The 22,446-nt window shown below is 71.2% G+C and carries 21 protein-coding genes; 17 read left to right on the top strand and 4 right to left on the bottom strand.

Annotated elements, in window-relative coordinates:
- The first annotated feature begins 14 nt into the window (after nt 1-14).
- Nucleotides 15-1,496 carry an N-6 DNA methylase gene (locus ASE01_RS20695; RefSeq protein ID WP_056757119.1) on the top strand — a complete coding sequence of 494 codons (1,482 nt, stop codon included), beginning with the start codon at nt 15-17 and terminating at the stop codon, nt 1,494-1,496.
- A 90-nt stretch (nt 1,497-1,586) separates the two neighbouring features.
- On the opposite strand, the gene ASE01_RS20690 is transcribed toward ASE01_RS20695, so the two are convergent.
- Complete coding sequence (locus ASE01_RS20690) at nt 1,587-2,345, bottom strand: IclR family transcriptional regulator (RefSeq protein WP_056757116.1); 759 nt, start codon at nt 2,343-2,345, stop codon at nt 1,587-1,589.
- Nucleotides 2,346-2,425: 80 nt separating this feature from the next.
- Here ASE01_RS20690 and hutH point away from each other — a divergent pair, with 80 nt between their 5' ends.
- The 15 genes from hutH to ASE01_RS20615 all read left to right on the top strand — a co-directional run bounded on the left by hutH (nt 2,426) and on the right by ASE01_RS20615 (nt 16,855).
- Nucleotides 2,426-3,985 (top strand): histidine ammonia-lyase, encoded by a 1,560-nt coding sequence (gene hutH, locus ASE01_RS20685; RefSeq protein WP_056757113.1) that lies wholly within the window; start codon nt 2,426-2,428, stop codon nt 3,983-3,985.
- Nucleotides 3,982-5,649, top strand: a complete 1,668-nt coding sequence (hutU, locus tag ASE01_RS20680; RefSeq protein WP_056757110.1) for a urocanate hydratase — start codon at nt 3,982-3,984, stop codon at nt 5,647-5,649. Before hutH ends, hutU begins: the two co-directional genes overlap by 4 nt.
- A gap of 2 nt (nt 5,650-5,651) precedes the next feature.
- A complete protein-coding gene (locus ASE01_RS20675) occupies nt 5,652-6,878 on the top strand; it encodes an allantoate amidohydrolase (protein WP_235536137.1) in 1,227 nt (408 codons plus the stop codon).
- A complete protein-coding gene (locus ASE01_RS20670; RefSeq protein WP_056757106.1) occupies nt 6,875-8,188 on the top strand; it encodes a formimidoylglutamate deiminase in 1,314 nt (437 codons plus the stop codon). Before ASE01_RS20675 ends, ASE01_RS20670 begins: the two co-directional genes overlap by 4 nt.
- Nucleotides 8,185-9,363, top strand: a complete 1,179-nt coding sequence (hutI, locus tag ASE01_RS20665) for an imidazolonepropionase (RefSeq protein ID WP_056757102.1) — start codon at nt 8,185-8,187, stop codon at nt 9,361-9,363. Before ASE01_RS20670 ends, hutI begins: the two co-directional genes overlap by 4 nt.
- Before the next feature lie 9 nt (nt 9,364-9,372).
- Nucleotides 9,373-9,939, top strand: coding sequence for a DM13 domain-containing protein (locus ASE01_RS20660; protein WP_056757099.1), 567 nt, complete (start codon nt 9,373-9,375; stop codon nt 9,937-9,939).
- A gap of 105 nt (nt 9,940-10,044) precedes the next feature.
- Nucleotides 10,045-10,593 carry a DinB family protein gene (locus ASE01_RS20655; protein WP_056757098.1) on the top strand — a complete coding sequence of 183 codons (549 nt, stop codon included), beginning with the start codon at nt 10,045-10,047 and terminating at the stop codon, nt 10,591-10,593.
- A gap of 7 nt (nt 10,594-10,600) precedes the next feature.
- On the top strand, nt 10,601-10,795 hold the full coding sequence (locus tag ASE01_RS20650; protein ID WP_056757095.1) for a DUF3046 domain-containing protein: 195 nt from the start codon (nt 10,601-10,603) through the stop codon (nt 10,793-10,795).
- Nucleotides 10,792-12,090 carry an MFS transporter gene (locus ASE01_RS20645; RefSeq protein WP_157537651.1) on the top strand — a complete coding sequence of 433 codons (1,299 nt, stop codon included), beginning with the start codon at nt 10,792-10,794 and terminating at the stop codon, nt 12,088-12,090. The genes ASE01_RS20650 and ASE01_RS20645 overlap by 4 nt, the downstream gene beginning before the upstream one ends.
- Nucleotides 12,091-12,277: 187 nt before the next feature.
- A complete protein-coding gene (gene recA, locus ASE01_RS20640; protein WP_056757091.1) occupies nt 12,278-13,330 on the top strand; it encodes a recombinase RecA in 1,053 nt (350 codons plus the stop codon).
- A gap of 397 nt (nt 13,331-13,727) precedes the next feature.
- Complete coding sequence (locus ASE01_RS20635; protein WP_056757088.1) at nt 13,728-14,267, top strand: regulatory protein RecX; 540 nt, start codon at nt 13,728-13,730, stop codon at nt 14,265-14,267.
- Nucleotides 14,257-14,766, top strand: a complete 510-nt coding sequence (locus tag ASE01_RS20630; protein ID WP_235536136.1) for a phosphoribosyltransferase — start codon at nt 14,257-14,259, stop codon at nt 14,764-14,766. The genes ASE01_RS20635 and ASE01_RS20630 overlap by 11 nt, the downstream gene beginning before the upstream one ends.
- 39 nt (nt 14,767-14,805) lie before the next feature.
- Complete coding sequence (locus ASE01_RS20625; protein ID WP_056757080.1) at nt 14,806-15,666, top strand: polyphosphate kinase 2 family protein; 861 nt, start codon at nt 14,806-14,808, stop codon at nt 15,664-15,666.
- Complete coding sequence (locus tag ASE01_RS20620; protein WP_056757077.1) at nt 15,663-16,448, top strand: HipA family kinase; 786 nt, start codon at nt 15,663-15,665, stop codon at nt 16,446-16,448. Before ASE01_RS20625 ends, ASE01_RS20620 begins: the two co-directional genes overlap by 4 nt.
- Complete coding sequence (locus ASE01_RS20615) at nt 16,445-16,855, top strand: DUF3037 domain-containing protein (protein WP_056758144.1); 411 nt, start codon at nt 16,445-16,447, stop codon at nt 16,853-16,855. Before ASE01_RS20620 ends, ASE01_RS20615 begins: the two co-directional genes overlap by 4 nt.
- 89 nt (nt 16,856-16,944) lie before the next feature.
- On the opposite strand, the gene ASE01_RS20610 is transcribed toward ASE01_RS20615, so the two are convergent.
- The 3 genes from ASE01_RS20610 to ASE01_RS20600 form a co-directional block, all read right to left on the bottom strand.
- The gene (locus ASE01_RS20610) at nt 16,945-17,688 is read right to left on the bottom strand and encodes a sirohydrochlorin chelatase (protein WP_056757073.1); all 744 of its coding nucleotides are present in this window, start codon (nt 17,686-17,688) and stop codon (nt 16,945-16,947) included.
- Nucleotides 17,689-17,746: 58 nt separating this feature from the next.
- A complete protein-coding gene (locus ASE01_RS20605; RefSeq protein WP_082606271.1) occupies nt 17,747-18,493 on the bottom strand; it encodes a phosphoadenylyl-sulfate reductase in 747 nt (248 codons plus the stop codon).
- A 175-nt stretch (nt 18,494-18,668) separates the two neighbouring features.
- Entirely contained in the window at nt 18,669-20,402 is a 1,734-nt protein-coding gene (locus tag ASE01_RS20600) for a nitrite/sulfite reductase (protein WP_056757069.1), read from the bottom strand.
- A 393-nt stretch (nt 20,403-20,795) separates the two neighbouring features.
- Here ASE01_RS20600 and ASE01_RS20595 point away from each other — a divergent pair, with 393 nt between their 5' ends.
- Complete coding sequence (locus ASE01_RS20595; protein WP_056758137.1) at nt 20,796-22,247, top strand: glycine hydroxymethyltransferase; 1,452 nt, start codon at nt 20,796-20,798, stop codon at nt 22,245-22,247.
- Nucleotides 22,248-22,446: the final 199 nt, after the last annotated feature.

Below are 22,446 nucleotides of genomic sequence, written 5' to 3'. Positions count from 1 at the left end.
ACTAGTGTCGGGGTGTGTCGGAGGAGCGGGAGCGGACGGCGGACCTCGCCTCCGCCTACGAGCAGGAGCTCTCCGTCGACCGACCGGACGAGCGCCGTCGCCGCGGCGCGTTCTACACCCCGCCCGACCTCGTCGACTGGATCCTGGACCGGGCGTTGACCGCCGGTTCGGCGGCCAGCGTGCTCGACCCCGCGTGCGGGACCGGTCACTTCCTGGTCGCCGCCGCACGTCGGGTCGGTGTCCGGGCGGTTCACGGCTCCGACCTCGACCCGGAGGCGGTGCGGATCGCCCGTGAGCGGCTCGCCGCCGAGGACCCGTCCGTCCCGACAGCCGACATCGCCCGACAGGTCGTCGTCGGCGACGGCCTCGAGGTCTGGGCGGGGCGCAGGTTCGACGCCGTCGTGGGCAACCCGCCGTTCCTGGGCCAGCTGCGCCGCCGTACGTCGGGACAGTCGGAACCACGCCGCCGTGGGCTGGGCGCCTACACCGACACCAGTGCGGTGTTCCTCCACCGTGCCCTCGACCTCGTCGGGGCCGGGGGAGTCGTCGCGCTCGTCCAGCCGCTCTCGGTCCTCGCCGCCCGCGACGCCGGACCCGTCCGCTCCGCCGTCGCCGCTGCGGGGTCGATCACCGACTTCTGGTGCTCCCGGACGCCGGTCTTCGACGGGACCCCGGTGCTCACGTGCGTGCCGGTGGTGCGGATCGGCGCAGGGGGTTCGGGCCCGGACGGCTCGGACCCGGACGCCTGGGGTGCGCTGGCGGCGCCGACCTTCGACATCCCTGCGGTGTCCCTGCCCGTGACGCACGGACAGGTCGGCGACCTCGCCACGTGCACGGCCGACTTCCGTGACCAGTACTACGGACTCGAACCCTTCGTCCGCGACGGTCTCCCGGGCGGCACGCCCCTCGTCACCAGTGGCCTGATCGATCCCGCTGAGCTCCGCTGGGGGCGCACCGCCACCCGCTTCGCGCGCCGTGGGTACGACGCCCCGTCGGTCGACCTCGACGCGCTGCGCGCCGACGGCCGACTCGCCGGATGGGCCGATGCGCGGCTGGTGCCCAAGCTGCTCGTCGCCGGACAGGGCCGGGTGATCGAGGCCGTGGCCGACGAGGCCGGCGCCTGGCTCCCGTCGGTGCCCGTCCTCAGCGTCGCCCCGCACGACCCGGCCGACGTGTGGCGCCTGCTCGCCCTCACCCTCGCCCCGCCGGTCGTCGCACACGCAGCAGCGCGCTACCTCGGCACCGGGTTGTCGCCCGGCTCGGTCAAGGTCAGCGCCCGACAGTTCGCCGCCCTCCCGCTCCCCGCCGACCGCAGCGCGTGGGCAGTCGGCGCCGACCTGGCCCGTCGCGCGCAGGCGGCCGAGGGTGACGCCCGGGTCGAGCTGCTCGGCGAGGTCGGGCGGGTGATGGCGGCGGCGTACACGAGGGCGGGGGAGGCGGGGACGCACCCTGACTGCTTCGACTGGTGGTGGGACCGGGTTCGTCGGCCGCGGTAGTCCCGCGCGCGGTAGTCCCGGGTCAAAAGCACCCTCGATCGGTCCGATCCGGTGCTTTTGACCCGGGACTACCGACAACGGGGCGCGAGGTCAGCGGCCGTGCAGGCGGCGGGTGAGGGCCGCCGCGGTCGCCGTGACCGCAACGGCGAGCGCATCGCGGTCGACGGGCGTGCGCTCGTCGACTGGGTAGGTGATCGCGACACCGGCGACCGGCAGTGCGTTGTGGTCCAGCACGGCCGCTGCGACGCTGGCGGTTCCGGGGGAGACCTCGCCGTCCTCGATCGCGTGTCCGCGCCGGCGGGTCTCGGCCAGCACCGAGCGCAACGCGGTCGGTGAACCCGGTCCGAGACCGGTGCGGTCGACGAAGGCGGACCGGTCCGGATAGAGCGCCCGCACCTGGTTGGCCGGCAGGTGGGCGAGGATCGCGCGCCCGCTCGCGGTGAGGTGGGACGGGAGTCGTACGCCGACGTCGGTCACCAGCGGTGGGCGACCCGGTGCCCGCTCCTCGACGACGTAGAGCACGTCGCGACCGTGGGGGACGGCCAGGTGGGCACTGTGCCCGGTCCGGTCGACCAGCGTGGCCAGCGGACGCCGGGCGATCCGCTGCAGGGGCGCCTGGCGGGCATAGCCGCTGCCGACCTCGAAGGCCGCGACGCCCAGGCCCCAGGCATGATCGTCGGCGAGGTGCACCACGAAACCCTCGTCCGCCATCGTCTGCAGCAGGTGGTAGGTCGTGGAGCGGGGGATCCCGAGCTCGCGCGCGATCCGGTCGCCGGGCACCGGTTCCGGCTGGGTCGCGAGGAACCTGAGGACGCGCAGTGTCCTCGTCGCCGCCGGTACCTGTGCCACGTCTGCTCCTGTCTCGGATACGAGACACATCATCGCGCGACACACTGGCGCGCGCCAGTCGTCCGCGGTGGAATCGACTCATGCAGACAGTGATCGTCGGGACCGGACCGGTGTCGTTCGAGGACGTGGTGGCCGTGGCGCGAGAGGGTGCCAGCGTCGAGGTGGGCGCGGAGGCGCTGGCGGCGATCGACCGGGCGCGAGCCGTGGTCGACGAGCTCGCGGCGTCACCCACGCCGGCGTACGGCGTCTCGACCGGGTTCGGTGCCCTGGCCACGCGCCACATCGCGCCCGAGCTCCGTGCCCAGCTGCAACGATCCCTGGTGCGCTCGCACGCCGCCGGCAGCGGACCCGAGGTCGAGCGCGAGGTGGTCCGGGCGCTCATGCTGCTGCGGCTCTCGACGCTGGCGACCGGCCACACCGGCGTACGCCGCGAGACCGCGCAGCTCATCGCAGCGCTGCTGACGCACCAGATCACCCCGGTCGTCCACGAGTACGGCTCGCTCGGCTGTTCCGGCGACCTCGCCCCGCTGGCCCACTGCGCGCTGGCGCTGATGGGCGAGGGGCCGGTCCGGACGGCCGACGGTGGGCTCACCGACGCCGCGAGTGCCCTCGCGGCGGCCGGCCTGGAGCCGATCCAGCTGCAGGAGAAGGAGGGACTCGCGCTGATCAACGGCACCGACGGGATGCTCGGCATGCTGGTGCTCGCGATCCACGACCTGACCGACCTGCTGCAGGTCGCCGACATCTCCGCCGCCATGTCGGTCGAGGGACAGCTCGGTACCGATCGGGTGTTCGCGCCCGAGCTCCAGGCGATCCGGCCACACCCGGGCCAGGCGCTGTCGGCTGCCAACCTGACCGCGCTGCTGCGCGACTCCGGTGTCGTGGCCTCGCACCGCGGCTCCCCCGGAAGTGAGACACAGTGCCACCGCGTCCAGGACGCCTACTCCCTGCGGTGCTCACCCCAGGTGCACGGCGCCGCGCGCGACACTGTCGCCCACGCCGCGACCGTGGCGTCGCGCGAGCTGGCCTCCGCCGTCGACAACCCGGTGGTGCTGCCCGAGTCGGGCCGACTCGAGAGCAACGGCAATTTCCACGGCGCACCGGTGGCCTACGTCCTGGACTTCCTCGCGATCGTCGCGGCCGACGTCGCCTCGATCGCCGAGCGTCGTACGGACCGCTTCCTCGACCAGGCCCGCAACCACGGCCTGCCGCCGTTCCTCGCCGACGATCCCGGTGTCGACTCCGGCCTGATGATCGCGCAGTACACCCAGGCCGCCGTCGTCTCCGAGCTCAAGCGGCTCGCCGCTCCCGCCAGCGTCGACTCGATCCCGTCCAGCGCCATGCAGGAGGACCACGTCTCGATGGGCTGGTCCTCGGCCCGCAAGCTGCGTCGGTCGATCGACGGCCTGCGCCGGGTGCTCGCCATCGAGCTGATGACCGCGGCCCGCGGCCTGAACCTCCGGGCCCCGCTGGTCCCCAGCCCGGCCACCGGCGCGGTCGTGGCGCTGCTGCGCGACGCCGGCGTCGGCGGTCCCGGCACCGATCGCTTCCTCGCCCCCGAGATCGAATCCGCCCACCAGCTCGTCCTCAGCCGCGCGGTCACCGCCGCCGTCGCCGCCGTGATCGGAGAACTCCAGTGACCACGCCCAACCCGCGCCTGCCCATCCACGCCGCCACCGGCACCGAGCTGACCGCGAAGTCGTGGCAGACCGAGGCACCGCTGCGGATGCTGATGAACAACCTCGACCCGGAGAACGCCGAGCGTCCCGAGGACCTCGTCGTGTACGGCGGCACCGGCAAGGCCGCACGCAACTGGGAGGCGTACGACGCCCTGGTCCGCACCCTGCGCGACCTCGAGGACGACGAGACGATGCTCGTGCAGAGCGGCAAGCCGGTCGGTGTCATGCGCACCAACGAGTGGGCGCCGCGAGTCCTGATCGCCAACTCCAACCTGGTCGGCGACTGGGCGAACTGGGAGGAGTTCCGTCGCCTCGAGGAGCTCGGCCTGACGATGTACGGCCAGATGACGGCCGGTTCATGGATCTACATCGGCACGCAGGGCATCCTGCAGGGCACCTTCGAGACCTTCGCCGCCGTCGCCGACAAGCGCTTCCAGGGCACCCTCGCCGGCACGATCACCCTCACCGCCGGTCTCGGCGGCATGGGTGGTGCGCAGCCCCTCGCCGTCACCATGAACGACGGCGTCGCGATCTGCGTCGACGTCGACGACACCCGCATCAAGCGGCGCATCGAGCACCGCTACCTCGACGTGCAGGCCGATTCGCTCGACCACGCCCTGGAGCTGGCCGTCGCGGCCCGCGACGAGCGCCGCGCCCTGTCGATCGGCCTGCTCGGCAATGCCGCCGAGATCTTCCCGCGCCTGCTGGAGATCGAGGCCCCGATCGACATCGTGACCGACCAGACCTCGGCCCACGACCCGTTGTCCTACCTGCCGCTCGGCGTCCCGTTCGAGGAGTGGCACCAGCGGGCGCAGGCCGACCCGGCGGGCTTCACCAAGGACGCCCAGGCCTCGATGGCCACGCACGTGCGGGCGATGGTGGAGTTCCAGGACGCTGGCGCGGAGGTCTTCGACTACGGCAACTCGATCCGCGACGAGGCCCGCAAGGGCGGGTACGACCGGGCCTTCGAGTTCCCGGGCTTCGTGCCGGCCTACATCCGGCCGCTGTTCTGCGAGGGCAAGGGACCGTTCCGCTGGGCCGCGCTGTCGGGGGACCCGGCCGACATCGCCGCCACGGACAGGGCGATCCTCGAGCTCTTCCCGGACAATGCCCGTCTGCACAAGTGGATCGGCATGGCCCAGGAGCGGGTGCACTTTCAGGGCCTGCCGGCCCGGATCTGCTGGCTCGGGTACGGCGAACGCCACCTGGCCGGGCTGAAGTTCAACGAGATGGTCGCCTCCGGCGAGCTGAAGGCGCCGATCGTGATCGGCCGCGACCACCTCGACTGCGGATCCGTCGCGTCGCCGTACCGCGAGACGGAGGCGATGCTCGACGGCTCCGACGCGATCGCCGACTGGGCGCTGCTCAACGCGCTGGTCAACACCGCCTCCGGTGCGACGTGGGTGTCGATCCACCACGGCGGGGGCGTCGGCATGGGCCGTTCCCTCCACGCCGGCCAGGTGTGCGTCGCCGACGGCACCGACCTCGCTGCTGCGAAGATCGAGCGCGTGCTGACCAACGATCCCGGGATGGGCGTCATCCGCCACGTCGACGCCGGCTACGACCGTGCCGTCGAGGTGGCCGCCGAGCGGGACGTGCGCATTCCCATGTCCGAGGAAGGCTGAGCGTGCTCGCCGACTTCGAGCAGATGTGGCGCGATCTCGCGCCGATCGGGCGATCCACGGCATCGGGCGGATACTTCCGCCAGCCGTGGGAGTCGGCCGAGCTCGAGCTGCGTGCGTGGTTCCGTGAGGCCTCGACCGCCCGTGGCCTCGAGATCGAGGAGGACGCCTTCGGCAACCTCGTCGCCTGGTGGGGACCGGCTCCGGCGGCCGAGGTGCGCGGAGCGCCGGCGACGAGCCTCGGGACCCCTGGCGCGGGCCACGTCCTCACCGGCTCCCACCTCGACTCCGTCCTCGACGGTGGTGCGTACGACGGCCCGCTGGGTGTCGTGTCCTCCCTGGCGGCCGTCGACCTGATGCGCGAGCGCGGGGTCGAACCGCTCCGCCGGATCGGTGTCGCCGCCTTCGTCGAGGAGGAGGGATCCCGCTTCGGGCGGGCCTGCCTCGGTTCCCGGCTCGCGGTCGGTGCCACGTCGTGGGCCGATGCCCGCGAGCTGACCGACCGGGACGGCGTACGCCTCGGCGACGTGCTGGAGGGCGGTGAGTCCTCGCTGCTCGACGGGGTCGACACCTACGTCGAGCTCCACGTCGAACAGGGGCGTGCGCTCATCGACCTCGACGCTCCGGTCGGGGTGGGCAGCGCGATCTGGCCGCACGGCCGCTACCGCTACGACATCGCCGGACGCGCGGACCACGCGGGCACCACCCGGATGGAGGACCGCGTCGATCCGATGCTGACCTTCGCGATGACCGCGCTGGCCGCCAACAAGCAGGCGCGACTCTCCGGGCAGCGCGCGACCTTCGGCCGCATCGAGGTGCACCCCAACGGGACCAACGCCGTGCCCTCGCAGGTGACGGCCTGGCTCGACGCGCGTGCCGAGTCCGACGTCGCGCTGGAGACGATGGTGGCGGCGATCGCCAAGCAGGCCGCCGATCGCGCGTCCCGCGACGCCACCAGGGTCGAGGTCACCGCCGAGTCCGTCAGCGGCGAGGTCGCCTTCGACGGCGTCCTGCGCGACGCGCTCTCCAGCAGGCTGGGCGACGTCCCCGTGCTGCCGACGCAGGCCGGACACGACGCGGGGATCCTGCAGGAGGCGGGCATCGCCTCGGCGATGCTCTTCGTCCGCAACCCGTCGGGCGTCTCGCACTCGCCCTTCGAGTCCGCGGAGGTGCTCGACTGCCTGGCGGGCGTCGACGCGCTGGCCGACGCGTTGACGGGACTGGTCACGTGACGTCGTACCTCCTCGAGCACGCGTGGATCGAGGGCCGAGTCCGCGACACCGTGCGGGTCGAGATCGAGGACGGCCGGTTCACGCAGGTCGAGCCCGACTCCCAGCGCCCCGCGACCCCGGTCCGTGGACTGACCCTTCCCGGCCTCGCCAACACCCACAGCCACGCCTTCCACCGCGCGCTTCGGGGACGAGCGCAGCGCGAGGGCGGCACCTTCTGGACGTGGCGCGACCAGATGTACGACGTCGCCGGTCGTCTCACTCCGGACGACTACTACGACCTCGCCCGCGCGACGTACGCCGAGATGGTCGCCGCGGGCCACACGTCGGTGGGGGAGTTCCACTACCTGCACCACCAGTCCGACGGTCGCCCGTACGACGACGCCAACGCGATGGGTCACGCCGTCATTGCCGCGGCGCGCGACGTCGGCATCCGCATCACCCTGCTCGACACGGTGTACCTGTCCAGCGGCTTCGGGGCGCCGGTCGAGGGTGTGCAGCGGCGCTTCAGCGACGGCGACGCCGAGCAGTGGTTGATCCGCCGCGCGGACCTGGCCGACGAGCTGGCCGGCCAGCCGGGCGTGTGCGTCGGCGCTGCCGTCCACTCGGTCCGGGCCGTGCCACGCGAACAGCTGGCGGCCGCGGCCGTCCTCGACGGCGACCTCCCCCTGCACGTCCACCTGTCCGAGCAGGTGGCGGAGAACGACGAGTGCCTCGCGCGCCACGGCGTGACGCCGACCCGGCTCCTGGCCGACGCCGGTCTGCTCGGCGCCACCACGAGCGTCGTGCACGCGACGCACCTGACCGATGCGGACATCGAGTTGCTCGCCCAGCGCTGCGGGTTCATCTCGATCTGTCCCACCACCGAGCGGGACCTCGGCGACGGCATCGGTCCGACCGACCGGCTGCGCGCAGCGAGCTGCACCGAGCTGACCCTGGGCTCGGACAGCCACGCGGTCATCGACCCGTTCGAGGAGATGCGGGCGCTCGAGCTGAACGAGCGGCTGGCCACGCGAGCACGAGGTGGCTGGACGGCGGCGCAGCTGCTCCAGCTCGGCACGCTCAACGGCCACGTCAGCCTCGACTGGGCCGACGCCGGCCAGATCGCCGTCGGCTGTCGCGCCGATCTCGTCACCCTCGACCTCGTGAGCCCGCGCACCGCCGGGACCGGCGCCGACGAGCACACCGCCGTGTTCGCGGCGACGGCCTCCGACGTCACCCAGGTGGTGATCGACGGCCGGCTGGTGTTCGACGGCGACCACGGGCGCGTCGGTCGCGAGCTCGGCACGGCGATCGGCAAGGTGTGGGCATGAGCCTGCGCGCCGGGACCACGCTGATCACCCACATCGGTGAGCTCGTCACCAACGACCCCGCCGCCGACGACCTGCTCGGGGTCCGCACCGACGCCGCTCTGGTGATCGACGACGGGCGGATCGCCTGGGTCGGGGCCGCTGCCGATGCACCCCCGGCCGACGACGTCGTCGACGCCGCCGGTGCCGCCGTGATCCCGGGCTTCGTCGACAGCCACAGCCACCTGGTGTTCGCGGGCGACCGCGCTCTGGAGTTCCAGGCCCGGATGGCCGGGGAGCCGTACGCCGCCGGCGGGATCCGTACGACGGTCGCCGCGACCCGCGCCGCCACCGACGCCGAGCTCGCAGCGGGCGTCGCCCGCCACGTCGCGCAGATGCGTCGCCAGGGCACGACCACCGTCGAGATCAAGTCGGGCTACGGACTCACCGTCGCCGACGAGTCGCGCTCGCTGCGGATCGCCCGCGAGGTCACCGAGGAGACCACCTTCCTCGGCGCGCACGTCGTCCCGGCCGAGTACGCCGACGACCCCGCCGGCTACGTCGCACTGGTCACCGGTCCGATGCTGGCCGCCGCGGCGCCGTACTCCCGCTGGATCGACGTCTTCTGCGAGCAGGGCGCCTTCGACGAGGACCAGGCCCGCGCGATCCTCCGCGCCGGCGAGGCCGCCGGCCTGCAGGGACGCCTGCACGCCAACCAGCTCGGGCCCGGACCCGGGGCGAGGCTTGCTGCCGAGCTCGGCCTGACCGCCGTCGACCACTGCACCCACCTCGACGACGACGACGTGCACGCGCTGCGCGACGCCGGCACCGTTGCGACGCTGCTTCCGGGCGTCGAGTTCAGCACCCGCCAGCCCTACCCGTCCGCACGGCGGCTGCTCGACGCGGGAGTGCGGGTCGCACTCGCGAGCGACTGCAACCCGGGCTCCTGCTACACGAGCTCGTTGCCGCTGTGCATCGCGCTCGCCGTCCGGGAGATGGGGATGACCCCGGCCGAGGCGCTCTGGGCCGCCACCGCGGGCGGCGCCGCCGCGCTCGAGCGCACTGACGTCGGCGTCCTGGTGCCGGGAGCGCGCGCCGATCTCGTGCTCCTCGACGCCCCCACCCACGTGCACCTCGCCTACCGGCCGGGTGTCCCCCTCGTCACGCAGACGTGGCAGTCCGGCGTGCCCACGTCGTAGGCTCGGACCATGAGCCGTCGACGCGCCATCTGGCTGACGATCGGCGGTGTGCTGCTCGTCGTGGCCGTCGTCGGTGCCCTCGTGTTCCAGCCGTGGCTGCTCTTCATCGACGACCAGGTCGACGAGGCCGACGACGGCAGCGCGGTCGTCGGCACGGCCTCCGCCGGGCTGAGCGACACCACGGTCCCCGAGGCGAGCGGGTCCACCACGACCCGCGTCGAGCTGGCCTCGGCCGAGTTCATCGATGCCGAGCACGGCACGTCCGGACGGGCCACGATCTTCCGTCGCAGCGACGGGTCGCGCTTCCTGCGCCTGGGCGACCTCGACACCTCCAACGGCCCCGACCTGCACGTCTGGATCACCGACCAGCCCAGCGGCGGTGACTGCGAGGGGTGCTTCGACTCGTGGGGCATCTACGACGACGGCGCCAAGGTCAAGCTCGGTGCGCTCAAGGGCAACCAGGGCAACCAGAGCTACGAGATCCCCGAGGGCGCCGACCTCGCCGACATGCAGTCGGTCGTGATCTGGTGCGACCGGTTCAACGTCGCCTTCGGCACCGCCGACATCGCATCCTGACCGTCGTCCGGCTGTCGGCGGGGACCGTCGCAGGTTGGCGGCACATCGACGGCCGCTGACCGGATATCGCTCGTCCGGCCGTGGTCGGCCCGCCAGACTCGACCCATGACGACCGAGCAGGCACCGCCGAGCGAGCCGGACACCAAGGACTGGACCTGGGTGCTCGACGAGCGCTGCCCGGACTGCGGCTTCGGGGCGGCCTCCGTCGACCGTACGGCGATCGCCGCGACCGTCCGCGACAACGCGGCCTTCTGGGCCGAGGTCCTGACCGACCCGCGTGCCGGTGACCGTCCGGCCGCGACCACCTGGTCGCCCACCGAGTACGCCTGCCACGTCCGCGACGTGAACCGTGTGTTCGCCGGGCGCATCGAGCAGCTGCTGGACCAGGACGACCCGCAGTTCGCGAACTGGGACCAGGACGAGACGGCTGTGGCGGAGCGCTACGACCTGCAGGCCGCCGCGGACGTCGTACCCGATCTCCTGGCGACGGCCGAGCTGGCAGCCAGCTGGTACGACCGGGTCGGCGACGCGCAGTGGGCGCGCCCGGGCCGGCGCAGCAACGGCAGCATCTTCACCGTCGAGACCCTCGGTCGCTACCACCTCCACGACCTGGTGCACCACCGCTGGGACGTGCGGTGGCTCGACCCGCGATGATGGATCGGTGCGGCACACGGAGTTCTGGACGCGGATGGACCACCACCTCGGGGAGAGCTATGCCCGCGTGTGGGCGGACCAGGTCGTGATCGGCGAGCTCGGTCACCGCACCGTCATCGAGGCGCTGGCCGACGGGTTCGACCCGAAGCAGGTGTGGCGCGCGGTCTGGGCCACGCTCGACCTGCCGGCATCCGAGCGGTGACCGAGCTGCAGGACCCGGCACTCGTCGCCGCCCAGCGCCGGACCGTGCGGGTCCTGGCGCTCACCCAGGCGGTCGGCGCGGTCGGCATCACGATCGGTGTCGCCACGGCCTCGCTGCTGGCGCGCGACCTCTCCGGCTCCGAGACGTTGTCGGGCCTTGCCCAGACCGCCCAGGTGCTCGGTGCTGCGGTCATCTCCTTCCTGCTCGCACCGCTGATGGGTGCCCGGGGGCGCCGGAGCGGCCTGGTCACGGGCTATCTCGTCGGTGCCGGCGGGGGAGCGCTCGCCGTCGTGGCGGGGGTCGTCGGATCGATGCCGCTCCTGCTGGTCGGCGCGGTGATGCTGGGCGCCGGGTCGTCGGCCAACAGCGCCGCGCGGTACGCCGCCACCGACCTCGCCACCGACGAGACCCGGGCACGCTCACTGTCCATCGTGGTCTGGGCGACGACGATCGGTGCTGTCGCCGGCCCGAACCTGACCGGCCCCGCCAGCTCTTTCGCCGACGCCGTCGACATCCCCGAGCTGACGGGTCCGTTCGCCCTGGGGGCGGTGGGCATGGCGCTGGCCGCGCTGGTCGTCGGCGTGCTCCTGCGCCCCGACCCGCTCCTGCTCGCCCAGGCCGCTGGGGACGCTGCCGGACGCGCCGCAGGGACGACGGCTCCGCCTGTCACCGGGTCCTCCTGGTCCCGCGCCGTCGACGCGATCCGGGAGCGACCCGTGATCGGCTACGCCATCGCGGGACTCGCCCTCAGCCACGCCACGATGGTCGGGGTGATGGTGATGACGCCCCTGCACATGGAGCACGGCGGGTCCGGACTCGAGGTGATCGGCGTCGTGATCAGCGTGCACGTGCTCGGGATGTTCGCCTTCTCGCCCCTGGTCGGACTGCTCGCCGACCGCTTCGGCCGACCGCCGGTCCTCGGCGCCGGGGGAGTGACGCTCCTGGTGGCGCTGCTCCTGTGTGCCTCCGCGCCGACCGGGATGTCCTGGCAGGTGACCGCCGGACTGTTCCTGCTCGGCCTCGGCTGGTCCCTGGCGATGGTGTCCGCCTCGACCATGGTCGCCGAGCACGCCCCGCCCTCGGCGCGCACCGAGGTGCAGGGCACCTCGGACCTGGTGATGGGCGTGACCGCCGCTGGCGCAGGGGGACTGGCAGGCGTCGTGGTGGGCGTCGCCGACTACCCCGCACTCGCCCTGCTCAGCCTCGTCATGGTCGCCGGTGTCCTCGGCGCAGCCCTTCGTGCGGCAGCCGAGGGCGCCCGCGACGGCGACACGACGACACGCCGTACGACGTAGCGCCACTTCGAACACGTGTTCGGCTAGGTTGTGTCGCACGACGGTTCGGTGTGACCACCAGCTGTCCACAGGTACGACGTCGGGCGGGTTTGTCCACAACCACGAAACAGCTGACCAGGCTGTGTCGGGACCTCGTCGTAACGTCGCCGCTGTACCTGGCCCACCACGACCTAAGGACTGAAGGCAGATGGCTGCAGACGACCGCAACAAGGCACTCGAGACCGCACTTCTCACGATCGAGAAGCAGTACGGCAAGGGCTCGGTGATGCGACTCGGCGACGAGACGCGTGCCCCGCTCGACGTCATCCCCACCGGAGCCATCGCGCTGGATGTCGCGCTCGGCATCGGCGGCCTGCCCCGCGGCCGCGTGGTGGAGATCTACGGACCGGAGTCCAGCGGAAAGACGACGGTCGCCCTGCACGCGGTGGCCAGCGCCCAGGCCGCCGGCGGCATCGTCGCGTTCATCGACGCCGAGCACGCCCTCGACCCCGACTACGCCGCAGCACTCGGCGTGGACACCGACGCCCTGCTCGTCTCCCAGCCCGACTCCGGTGAGCAGGCCCTGGAGATCGCCGACATGCTGATCCGCTCCGGCGCCCTCGACCTGATCGTCATCGACTCCGTGGCCGCCCTCGTGCCGCGCGCCGAGATCGAGGGCGAGATGGGTGACAGCCACGTCGGCCTCCAGGCCCGACTCATGAGCCAGGCACTGCGCAAGATGACCGGTGCCCTCAACCAGTCCAAGACGACGGCCATCTTCATCAACCAGCTGCGCGAGAAGATCGGCGTCATGTTCGGCTCACCCGAGACCACCACCGGTGGCCGCGCGCTCAAGTTCTACTCCTCGGTGCGCCTCGACGTGCGTCGCATCGAGACCCTCAAGGACGGCACCGACATGGTCGGCAACCGGACCCGGGTCAAGGTCGTCAAGAACAAGGTCGCTCCGCCGTTCAAGCAGGCCGAGTTCGACATCATGTACGGCAAGGGCATCAGCCGCGAGGGCGGCCTGATCGACGTCGGCGTCGAGGCAGGCCTCGTCCGCAAGGCTGGCGCCTGGTACACCTACGAGGGCGACCAGCTCGGGCAGGGCAAGGAGAACGCCCGCACCTTCCTCAAGGACAACCCGGACCTCGCCAACGAGCTCGAGAAGAAGATCCTCGAGAAGCTCGGCGTCACCCCGACCGTCGACGGCGACTTCACCGAGCTCTCCGACGAGCCCATCGGGGTCGACAGCTTCTGAGTCATCGCGCTCGCGTGAGTTCGACCCGTCCGGGTGTCTTAGGTGCCGGACGGGTGGCCCGTGCGGGGATGTCGGGGTGCCGGCGGCGRGGTCCCCGCTTCGAGCCGCWCGGGGCAGTCCGGGAGGCGCCGGAGCTCCCGCGTGAGGTTGATTCGTTCGGGTGTCTTCGGTGCCGGACGGGTGGCCCGTGCGGCGATGTCGGGGTGCCGTCGGCGAACGCGTGAGATGACCGTCGCGCAGGTGAGGGGGCCGGCGGCGGGGTCCCCGCTTCGAGCCGCWCGGGRCAGYCCGGGAGGCGCCGAAGGCGCCCGAACGAACCTAGCCACCTGCACCAGCTGAAGGCACGACCGACTGAAGGCACGACCGACTGAAGGCACGACACAGGAGGAAGCCCGAGATGGCTCGTTTCGCCGAACCCCCGCCCGGTGTGCCGGGTGAGGACGCCGACCCGGAGTCGGTGGCGCGCAAGATCCTGCTGGACCAGCTGAGCATCAAGGCCCGCAGCCGCCACGAGCTCGAGGAGCGCCTGGCGAAGCGCAACGTGCCGCAGGACGTGGCCGGGCGCCTGCTCGACCGGTTCGAGGAGGTCGGACTCGTCGACGACGAGGCCTTCGCCCGGGCGTGGATCGAGAGCCGCCAGCGCACCCGCGGCCTGGCCCGGACGGCGCTGGCCATGGAGCTGCGCCGCAAGGGCATCGCCGACGAGACGGCGAAGACCGTGCTGGCCGAGGTCGACCCCGGTGACGAGGATGCCGCCGCACGCCAGCTGGTCCAGAAGAAGCTGCGCACCATGCGGGGGCTCGACCAGCAGGTCGCCACTCGGCGACTGGTCGGCATGCTCGCCCGCAAGGGTTACTCCCCGGGGATGGCCTACTCGGTGGTGCGCCAGGAGCTCGGCGCGGATGCGGCCGGTGCAGAATGGTCCGGTGACCACTGAGCCCACGGCGCCGCAGCGCGAAATCCTCACCTACGAGCTGTTCGGCACGGCGGTGCGTGATCTCGCCCAGCAGGTGGTCGACGACGGTTTCGAGCCGGACATCGTGCTCGCGATCGCACGTGGAGGCCTCGGCCTGGCGATGGGGCTCGGCTACGCGCTGGACGTCAAGAACCTCTCCGCGGTCAACGTGGAGTTCTACACCGGCGTCAACCAGCGCCTCGACGTCCCGATGATGCTGCCGCCGACGCCGGCCGCAATCGACCTGACCGGCATGAAGGTCCTGATCGCCGACGATGTCGCCGACACCGGCAAGACGCTGGAGGTCGTGCGCGACTTCTTCGTCGACCACGTCGCGGAGGCTCGTACGGCGGTGATCTACGAGAAGCCGTGGACGGTGATCAACCCGGAGTACGTCTGGCGTCGTACCGACGCGTGGATCGACTTCCCGTGGTCCTCGACGCCTCCGATCGTCGACCGGCGTGGTGGTCAGGCGCACTAGGTGAGCAAGTCCAAGGACTCACTCATCTAGGGTTCTGGCATGACCGCGTTCCCCACCTCGGACCTGACTTCCTCACTTCGGATCCCGCCCGGGCCGGTGGACCTCGCCTCGATCGACACCGATGCGGCGCCCGGCTTCGAGGGCAAGAAGGCTGACGGCGAGGCGGCGTTGCTCGCACTCGAGACCGAGCTCGCCGATCTCCAGGAGCGGCTCTTCGCGGACGGCAAGGCGGGCGGCAACAGGTCGATCCTGCTGGTGCTGCAGGGCATGGACACCTCAGGCAAGGGCGGCACCCTGCGGTCGACAGTCGGTCTCATGGACCCGCAGGGGGTGCGGATCACCTCGTTCAAGGCGCCGACGGAGGAGGAGCGGAGCCACGACTTCCTCTGGCGGATCGAGAAGGCCCTGCCGTCGGTGGGCCTGATCGGTGTGTTCGACCGGTCGCACTACGAGGACGTCCTGATCGCGCGGGTCCGTGGCCTCGCGCCGGCCGAGGAGATCGAGCGCCGCTACGGCGCGATCAACGACTGGGAAGCGGCGCTTGCCGCGCGGGGCACCACGATCATCAAGTGCATGCTCCACATCTCGGCCGAGGAGCAGAGGATCCGTCTGGCCGCTCGCCTCGACGACCCGACGAAGCACTGGAAGTTCAACCCGGGGGACCTGGACGAGCGTGAGCTGTGGCCGGCGTACCAGGAGGCGTACGACGTCGCGATCGAGCGCACCAACGCCGAATCTGCCCGGTGGCACGTGATCCCGGCCGACAAGAAGTGGTACCGCAACCTCGCGATCGGCACCCTGCTCCTCGATGCCCTGCGGTCCCTGGACCTCCAGTGGCCGGCGGCCGACTTCGACGTCGCGGAGCAGAAGAGCCGGCTCGAGAACGAGATGCCCCTGTGACCTCGCTTCCTCAGGTCCGGGTCACCCGCTACGTCACGCCCTTGCGCGAGGGCGGCAGCCTGCCCGGCATCGTCGAGGCGGAGGACCTGGGCACCTACGTCTGCAAGTTCCGCCGCGCCGGTCAGGGGCCGCGGGTGCTCGTGGCCGAGGTGATCGTCGCGGGCATCGCCCGGTTGCTCGACATCCCCACTCCGGACCAGGTCGTGCTGGACCTCGACCCCGAGATCGCCCGCTACGAGGCGGACGAGGAGGTCCAGGACCTCCTCAACGCCAGTGCCGGCCTCAACCTGGGCATCGACTTCCTCCCGGGCTCCTTCGGCTACGACCCCAGCACGTCGCCCGACAGCGACCTCGCGGGCAGGGTGCTCTGGCTAGACGCCTTCACCGCCAACGTGGACCGCAGCTGGCGCAACCCCAACCTGCTCGTGTGGCGGGGGACCCTCCAGGCCATCGACCACGGTGCGTCGCTCTACTTCCACCACTCCTGGCCGGGCGGTCCCGGCGATCCTGCTCGCTTCGCGCGTCAGCCGTACGACGCCTCCGAGCACATCCTCGGCAGGTACGCCGCTGCTGCGCGCGACCAGGACGAGAAGCTCGCCTCGCTGCTGACCGACGACGCCCTGTCGGCCGTCCTGGCCGACGTCAGTGACGACTGGCTCGAGCCGGCCCCGGAGGCCGAGACCCCGGACGAACTGCGCGCCCGTTACCTGGCGTTCCTCGTGGCACGCCGCGACGGTGGGCGAGCGTGGCTCCCCGCGACGCCGACGGAGGCCGGGGCGTGAGCCCGTACCAGTACGTCACACTGCGCTGCGTCCCGCGCGTGGAGCGTGAGGAGTTCGTCAACGTCGCCGTCGTGCTGCACTGCCCGGACCAGGACTTCCTCGGGGTCCGGTCCGCGGTGCCAACTGCGCGGATCCGCGCGCTCTCCGCGGACGTCGACCTCGATGCCGTCCAGGCCGCGCTGGACGCGGTCGAGCGGGTGTGCAGCGGCGAGGCGCACACCGGCTTCGGCGTCGGGATGCGGGCGACGGCGTACGGATCGCGCGCCGAACGCGACGATGCGAGCACCCGGTTCGGTTTCCTGAAGGCCCCGCGCAGCACGGTCCTGCAACCCGGTCCGGTGCACGGCGGCGTCACCTCGGACCCGGCCCGCACCCTGGAGCGACTGCTCGAGACGATGGTGCTCTAGAGCCGGACTGGGCACAGGAAACTGCCTCTGGGCACAGGGAATTCCGTGCGCCCAGGGGCAGTTTCACCGCTTAGGCGGTGAAACTGCCGTCAGACAGGGACGAGCTCCACGGCCCCGACCGCATACCGCGCGAGAATCGTCCGCGCGATCTCCGGGTGGGCACCGAGCGGCTCGGCGACGGCGACGGCGCCGGCCTCGATGGCGAGCTCGGAGGCCCGGTCGACCAGGTTGCCGGGGGCCAGGAACAGCGAGGCGACGGCGATGTGGCGACGGCCCTCGGCCCGGAACGCCCGCACGGCTTCACCGGTGGCGGGCGGTGCGGCGGAGGCGTAGGCAGCGGTCACCGGGAGGCGGTGGTGCGCGCCCCAGAGCCGCGCAAGGCGAGCGACGGCCTGGTTGGCGAGCGGGTCGGTCGAGCCGGCCGCCGCCAGCACGAGCGCGTCGAGCTCGCGGACCCGCGCACCGCGCAGGGCCTCACGAAGACGCTCGTCGAGGACCTCGAGGAAGCGCGGCTCGAGGCCGAGGACCTCGGTGGTGCGGATCTTCAGGCCGGGGTGACGTGTGGTCGCCTCGGCGATCGCCTCGGGCACGTCGACCTTGGCGTGGAAGGCCTCGGTGAGCAGGAGCGGGACGACGACGATCTCGTCGAACCCGGCGCGGACGAGGCGGTCCACGACCGTCTGGAAGCCGGGCTTGGCCAGGTCGAGGAACGCCTTCTCGATGCGCAGGTCGGGGCGCAGCGCCTTGGTCGCGTCGATCAGTGCCGTGACCGTGGCCGAGGAGCGCGGGTCGCGGCTGCCGTGGGCCAGGGCGATGAGTGCGGGAGCAGCCATCAGGAGATACCCCTCTCGTCGGGGACGATGCGGTCGGTTGCCACCGATGACGTCGTCGTCATGAGTGGATGCCGCATTCGGTCTTGTTGGTGCCGGCCCAGCGGCCGCTGCGCGGGTCCTCGCCGGGGGCGACCCGGCGGGTGCACGGCGCGCAGCCGATGGACGGGTAGCCGTCGTACACGAGCGGGTTGACGAGTACGCCGTTCTCGGCGATGTAGCGCTCGATCTGCTCGTCGCTCCACCGGGCCATGGGGGAGACCTTGACCTTCTGCTTCTTGGCGTCCCAGCCGATGACGGGCGCGATCACCCGGTTGTGCGTCTCGGCGCGGCGCAGTCCCGTCGCCCAGGCGTCGTAGTTCGCCAGCGAGTCGGCCAGCGGCTTCACCTTGCGCAGTGCGCAGCAGAGGTCGGGGTCGCGCTTGTACAGCTCAGGGCCGTACTCGGCGTCCTGCTCCGCGACGGACTGCACAGGGCTGATCGTGATCAGGTTGACGTTCATCGTGGCCGCGACGGCGTCGCGGGTGCCGATGGTCTCGACGAAGTGGTAGCCGGTGTCCAGGAACACGACGTCGACGCCCGGGACGACCTTCTCGGCGAGGTGGGCGAGGACGGCGTCACCCATCGAGGAGGTGATGCAGAACCGGTCGCCGAAGGTGGCGGCGGCCCACTCGATGATGACCTCCGCCGGGGCGAGCTCGAGCTCGGCTCCCCAGTGCGAGACCAGTTCGCGCAGCTCCTCGGAGGAGCGGCCTTCGGTGTGGATGCCTCGGAAGTTCCGCGCGCTGGCGGTGGCCGGAGCGGTCATGAGGCACCTCCTTCTTCAGTGATTCGGGTGGTGGGCGTGAGGCCGAGCATCTCGACCTTGAAAGCCCGCCGACAGCCGCGGCATTCCCAACCCGTCGGCTCGTGGGGCCAGAGGTCGGTCTCGCCGCAGTACGGGCAGTGGTACGGCACTGCCCGTGACGATGCCGACTCCGTCATCAGACCGACTCCAGCGCCTTCGGCTCCAGGGTGACCTCGCCGCGCAGCAGTTCCTCGGCCGCGCGGTGGACCCACGCGTCGAAGGCCTCGTCGGCGGTCCGGTCGGTCAGGTAGTTGCTCACGACCGAGGTGATGTAGTCGTCCAGGCCCTTGCTGGTGACCTTGTGGGCGCGCAGCTTGCGGCCGAAGTTGGCGCGCAGGCCGGTCGCACCACCGAGGTGCACCTGGAAGCCCTCGACCTGGTCGCCGTTCTCGTCGACGACGAGCTGGCCCTTGAGGCCGAAGTCGGCGATCTGGGTCCGCGCGCAGGCGTTGGGGCAGCCGTTGACGTTGATCGTGATCGGCGCGTCGAGACCGGGGAACCTCTTCTCGAGCTCGGCGATCAGCAGCCGGGCGCGCTCCTTGGTGTCCACGATCGCGAGCTTGCAGAACTCGATGCCGGTGCAGGCCATCGTGTTCTGGCGCCAGTTCGACGGGCGGCCGCTGAGACCGATCTCGTCGAGCCGGTCCAGCAGGGGCTCGACCTTGTCGGCGTCCACGCCGATCAGCACGATCTTCTGGTACGGCGTGAGGCGGGCCCCCGTGACGGCGTACTCCTCGAGCAGGTCGGCGAGACGGACCAGGTCGGTGCCGGAGACGCGGCCGGCAGTCGGCGCGACGCCGATGTAGAACTTGCCGTCCTTCTGCTCGTGCACGCCGATGTGGTCGCGGTGACCCACGGGCGCGGGCGGCGTCGGGTTGGAGACGAGCTTCTTGCCGAGGTACTCGTTCTCGAGGACCTCGCGGAACTTCTCCACGCCCCAGTCCGCGACGAGGAACTTCAGGCGGGCGCGCGAGCGCAACCGGCGGTAGCCGTAGTCACGGAAGATGCCGGCGACGCCGGCCCACACGTCGGGAACCTCGTCGAGCGGGATCCACACCGCGAGGCTCTGGGCGAGCATCGGGTTGGTGGACAAGCCACCACCGACCCAGACGTCGAAGCCCGGGCCGTGCTCGGGGTGGATCGAGCCGACGAAGGAGACGTCGTTGGTCTCGGGGGAGATGTCGTGGCTGGGGTGGCCGGTGACCGCGGTCTTGAACTTGCGCGGGAAGTTCGAGAAGTCCTTGTTGCCGATGTAGCGGCGCTCGATCTCCTCCAGCGCAGGCGTGCCGTCGATGATCTCGTCCTTGGCGACGCCGGCGACCGGCGAGCCCAGGAACGGGCGCGGCGAGTCGCCGCAGGCCTCGAGGGAGTGCAGGCCGACCGCCTCGAGGCGCTCCCAGATCGCGGGGACGTTCTCGATCTCGATCCAGTGGTACTGGATGTTCTGGCGGTCGGTGACGTCGGCGGTGTCCCGGGCGTAGTCGACGCCGATCTGACCCAGGGTGCGCACGGCGGCGGGGGAGAGGAGCTTGCCGTCGGAACGGACCCGCAGCATGAAGAAGCGGTCGTCCAACTCCTCCTCCTCCATGGACCCGGTGCGGCCACCATCGATGCCGGGGCGGCGCTGGGTGTAGAGGCCCATCCAGCGGAAGCGCCCACGCAGGTCGGCGGGATCGATCGAGTCGAAGCCACGCTTGGAGTACGTGTAGAGGATGCGGTCCCGCACGTTCAGCGGGTCGTCGTCCTTCTTGGACTGCTCGTTCTTGTTCAGCGGCTCGGTGTAGCCGAATGCCCACTGGCCCTCCGCGCGGCGGGGGCGGGGCACCTCGGTGTGGCGAGGGGGCTGGGACTGGAAGCGCAGGTCGGGCATGCGGAGAGGAGGTCCTTCGCTGATGGCGTTCGATCGATCCTCAAGGGATCATCGACACGCGGCTCGTCGGGTTGGAGGTCGGCGTGATCAGCGGGGCCAACACAACATGCTGCGCGTGCGCCCGAAGTCCACGTGGCGTCGTACCACGAGGTGCGCATGGGTAGCAGCAGTGACCATGTCAACGAGTCTCATCCTTCGGACGTCCTCCCACCAAATGTCGATCTCATGATGTGGACGTGCGTCTCGAATTCTGGACGCACGGAGGGTGTCCTGAGCGTGAACGCTCCTCTGCTGCGACGCAGGTCACACGAGGCGTCGCCTGTCACCTCGCCAGTCACTCCGGTGCACGCGCCCGTGCCGATCCTGTCGGCCATCACCACTACGCTGTGCGCCATGAGCGACAACACCCTCAACGGCGAACTCGTCAGCAGTGCCTACCGCCAGGCGCTCGAGGTCATCGCGTCGGTGGAGCCGCGCATCGCGGACGCCACGCGCCAGGAGCTCGCCGACCAGCGGGCCTCGCTCAAGCTGATTGCGAGCGAGAACTACGCCTCGCCCGCCGTGCTCCTCACGATGGGCACCTGGTTCAGCGACAAGTACGCCGAGGGCACGGTCGGCCACCGGTTCTACGCAGGCTGCCAGAACGTCGACACGGTCGAGTCCCTTGCTGTCGAGCACGCCAAGGAGCTGTTCGGCGCCGAGTACGCCTACGTTCAGCCGCACTCCGGCATCGATGCCAACCTCACGGCGTACTGGGCGATCCTGGCCCACCGCGTCGAGGGCCCCTGGCTCAAGGACATCGGCGTCAAGAACATGAACGACCTCTCCGACGCGGACTGGGAGAAGCTGCGCCACGAGCTCGGCAACCAGCGTCTGCTCGGGATGAGCCTGGACACCGGCGGCCACCTGACCCACGGCTTCCGCCCGAACATCAGCGGCAAGATGTTCCACCAGCAGCAGTACGGAACGGACCCCGGGACCGGCCTGATCGACTACGACGCCCTGCGCGCCAAGGCCAAGGAGTTCAAGCCGCTCATCCTGGTCGCCGGCTACTCCGCCTACCCGCGCCGCGTGAACTTCGCCAAGATGCGCGAGATCGCCGACGAGGTCGGTGCCACGCTGATGGTCGACATGGCCCACTTCGCCGGCCTGGTCGCCGGCAAGGTGTTCACCGGCGAGGAGGACCCGATCCCCTACGCCCACGTGGTCACGAGCACCTCGCACAAGTCCCTGCGCGGCCCGCGTGGTGGCTTCATCCTCGCGACCGAGGAGTACGCCCCCAGCGTGGACCGCGGCTGCCCGATGGTGCTCGGTGGCCCGCTGTCGCACGTGATGGCTGCGAAGGCGGTCGCGTTCGCCGAGGCCCGCACGCCGGAGTTCCGCACCTACGCCCAGGCCGTCGCCGACAACGCGCAGGGTCTCGCGGAGGGCCTGATGCGCCGCGGCACCAAGCTGGTCACCGATGGCACGGACAACCACATCGTGCTGCTCGACGTCAGCTCGTTCGGCCTCACCGGTCGCCAGGCCGAGTCGGCGCTGCTCGAGGCCGGTGTCGTCACCAACCGCAACTCGGTGCCCTCCGACCCCAACGGCGCCTGGTACACCTCCGGCATCCGGATCGGTACCCCGGCGCTGACCAGCCGCGGCTTCGGTCTCGACGAGTTCGACGCGGTCGCGGACCTCATCGTCCACGTCCTGGAGAACACCGAAGCCGGCACCAACAAGGCCGGCGCACCGTCCAAGGCGACCTACGTGCTGGGCGAGGGTGTGGCCGACAAGGTCCGCGCCAGCTCGGCCGACCTGCTCGAGAAGCACCCGCTCTACCCGGGCCTCGACCTGAGCTGATCGCGCAGCGACCGTCGGCCCGTTGGTCGAGGAGGTCGCGCAGCGACCGTCTCGAGACCCGGTGACCCGTTGCACCCACCCTTCCGGCATCGTGCCCGAAGGACGCTCCTATGGTTCGTCAAGTGGTCGGGGTGGGGTTTTCGAGTTGTCGGTAGAGGTCGCGAGCGATGTAGCGCTTGAGGCAGCGTCGTGCTTCGCG

It is taken from the genome of Nocardioides sp. Root190 (assembly GCF_001428565.1).
Taxonomy (GTDB): Bacteria; Actinomycetota; Actinomycetes; order Propionibacteriales; family Nocardioidaceae; genus Nocardioides.
The sequence above is the reverse complement of the archived record's forward strand: the minus strand, read 5'-3'. Positions and strand labels throughout refer to the sequence as shown.

Excerpts from the sequence above, each read along its gene's own strand:
- ASE01_RS20605 (WP_082606271.1), bottom strand. The coding sequence starts at position 18,493 with ATGACCGCTCCGGCCACCGCCAGCGCGCGGAACTTCCGAGGCATCCAC.
- ASE01_RS20610 (WP_056757073.1), bottom strand. The coding sequence starts at position 17,688 with ATGGCTGCTCCCGCACTCATCGCCCTGGCCCACGGCAGCCGCGACCCG.
- ASE01_RS20655 (WP_056757098.1), top strand. The coding sequence starts at position 10,045 with ATGACGACCGAGCAGGCACCGCCGAGCGAGCCGGACACCAAGGACTGG.
- ASE01_RS20625 (WP_056757080.1), top strand. The coding sequence starts at position 14,806 with ATGACCGCGTTCCCCACCTCGGACCTGACTTCCTCACTTCGGATCCCG.
- hutI (WP_056757102.1), top strand. The coding sequence starts at position 8,185 with ATGAGCCTGCGCGCCGGGACCACGCTGATCACCCACATCGGTGAGCTC.
- hutH (WP_056757113.1), top strand. The coding sequence starts at position 2,426 with ATGCAGACAGTGATCGTCGGGACCGGACCGGTGTCGTTCGAGGACGTG.
- ASE01_RS20660 (WP_056757099.1), top strand. The coding sequence starts at position 9,373 with ATGAGCCGTCGACGCGCCATCTGGCTGACGATCGGCGGTGTGCTGCTC.
- recA (WP_056757091.1), top strand. The coding sequence starts at position 12,278 with ATGGCTGCAGACGACCGCAACAAGGCACTCGAGACCGCACTTCTCACG.
- ASE01_RS20600 (WP_056757069.1), bottom strand. The coding sequence starts at position 20,402 with ATGCCCGACCTGCGCTTCCAGTCCCAGCCCCCTCGCCACACCGAGGTG.
- ASE01_RS20595 (WP_056758137.1), top strand. The coding sequence starts at position 20,796 with ATGAGCGACAACACCCTCAACGGCGAACTCGTCAGCAGTGCCTACCGC.
- ASE01_RS20635 (WP_056757088.1), top strand. The coding sequence starts at position 13,728 with ATGGCTCGTTTCGCCGAACCCCCGCCCGGTGTGCCGGGTGAGGACGCC.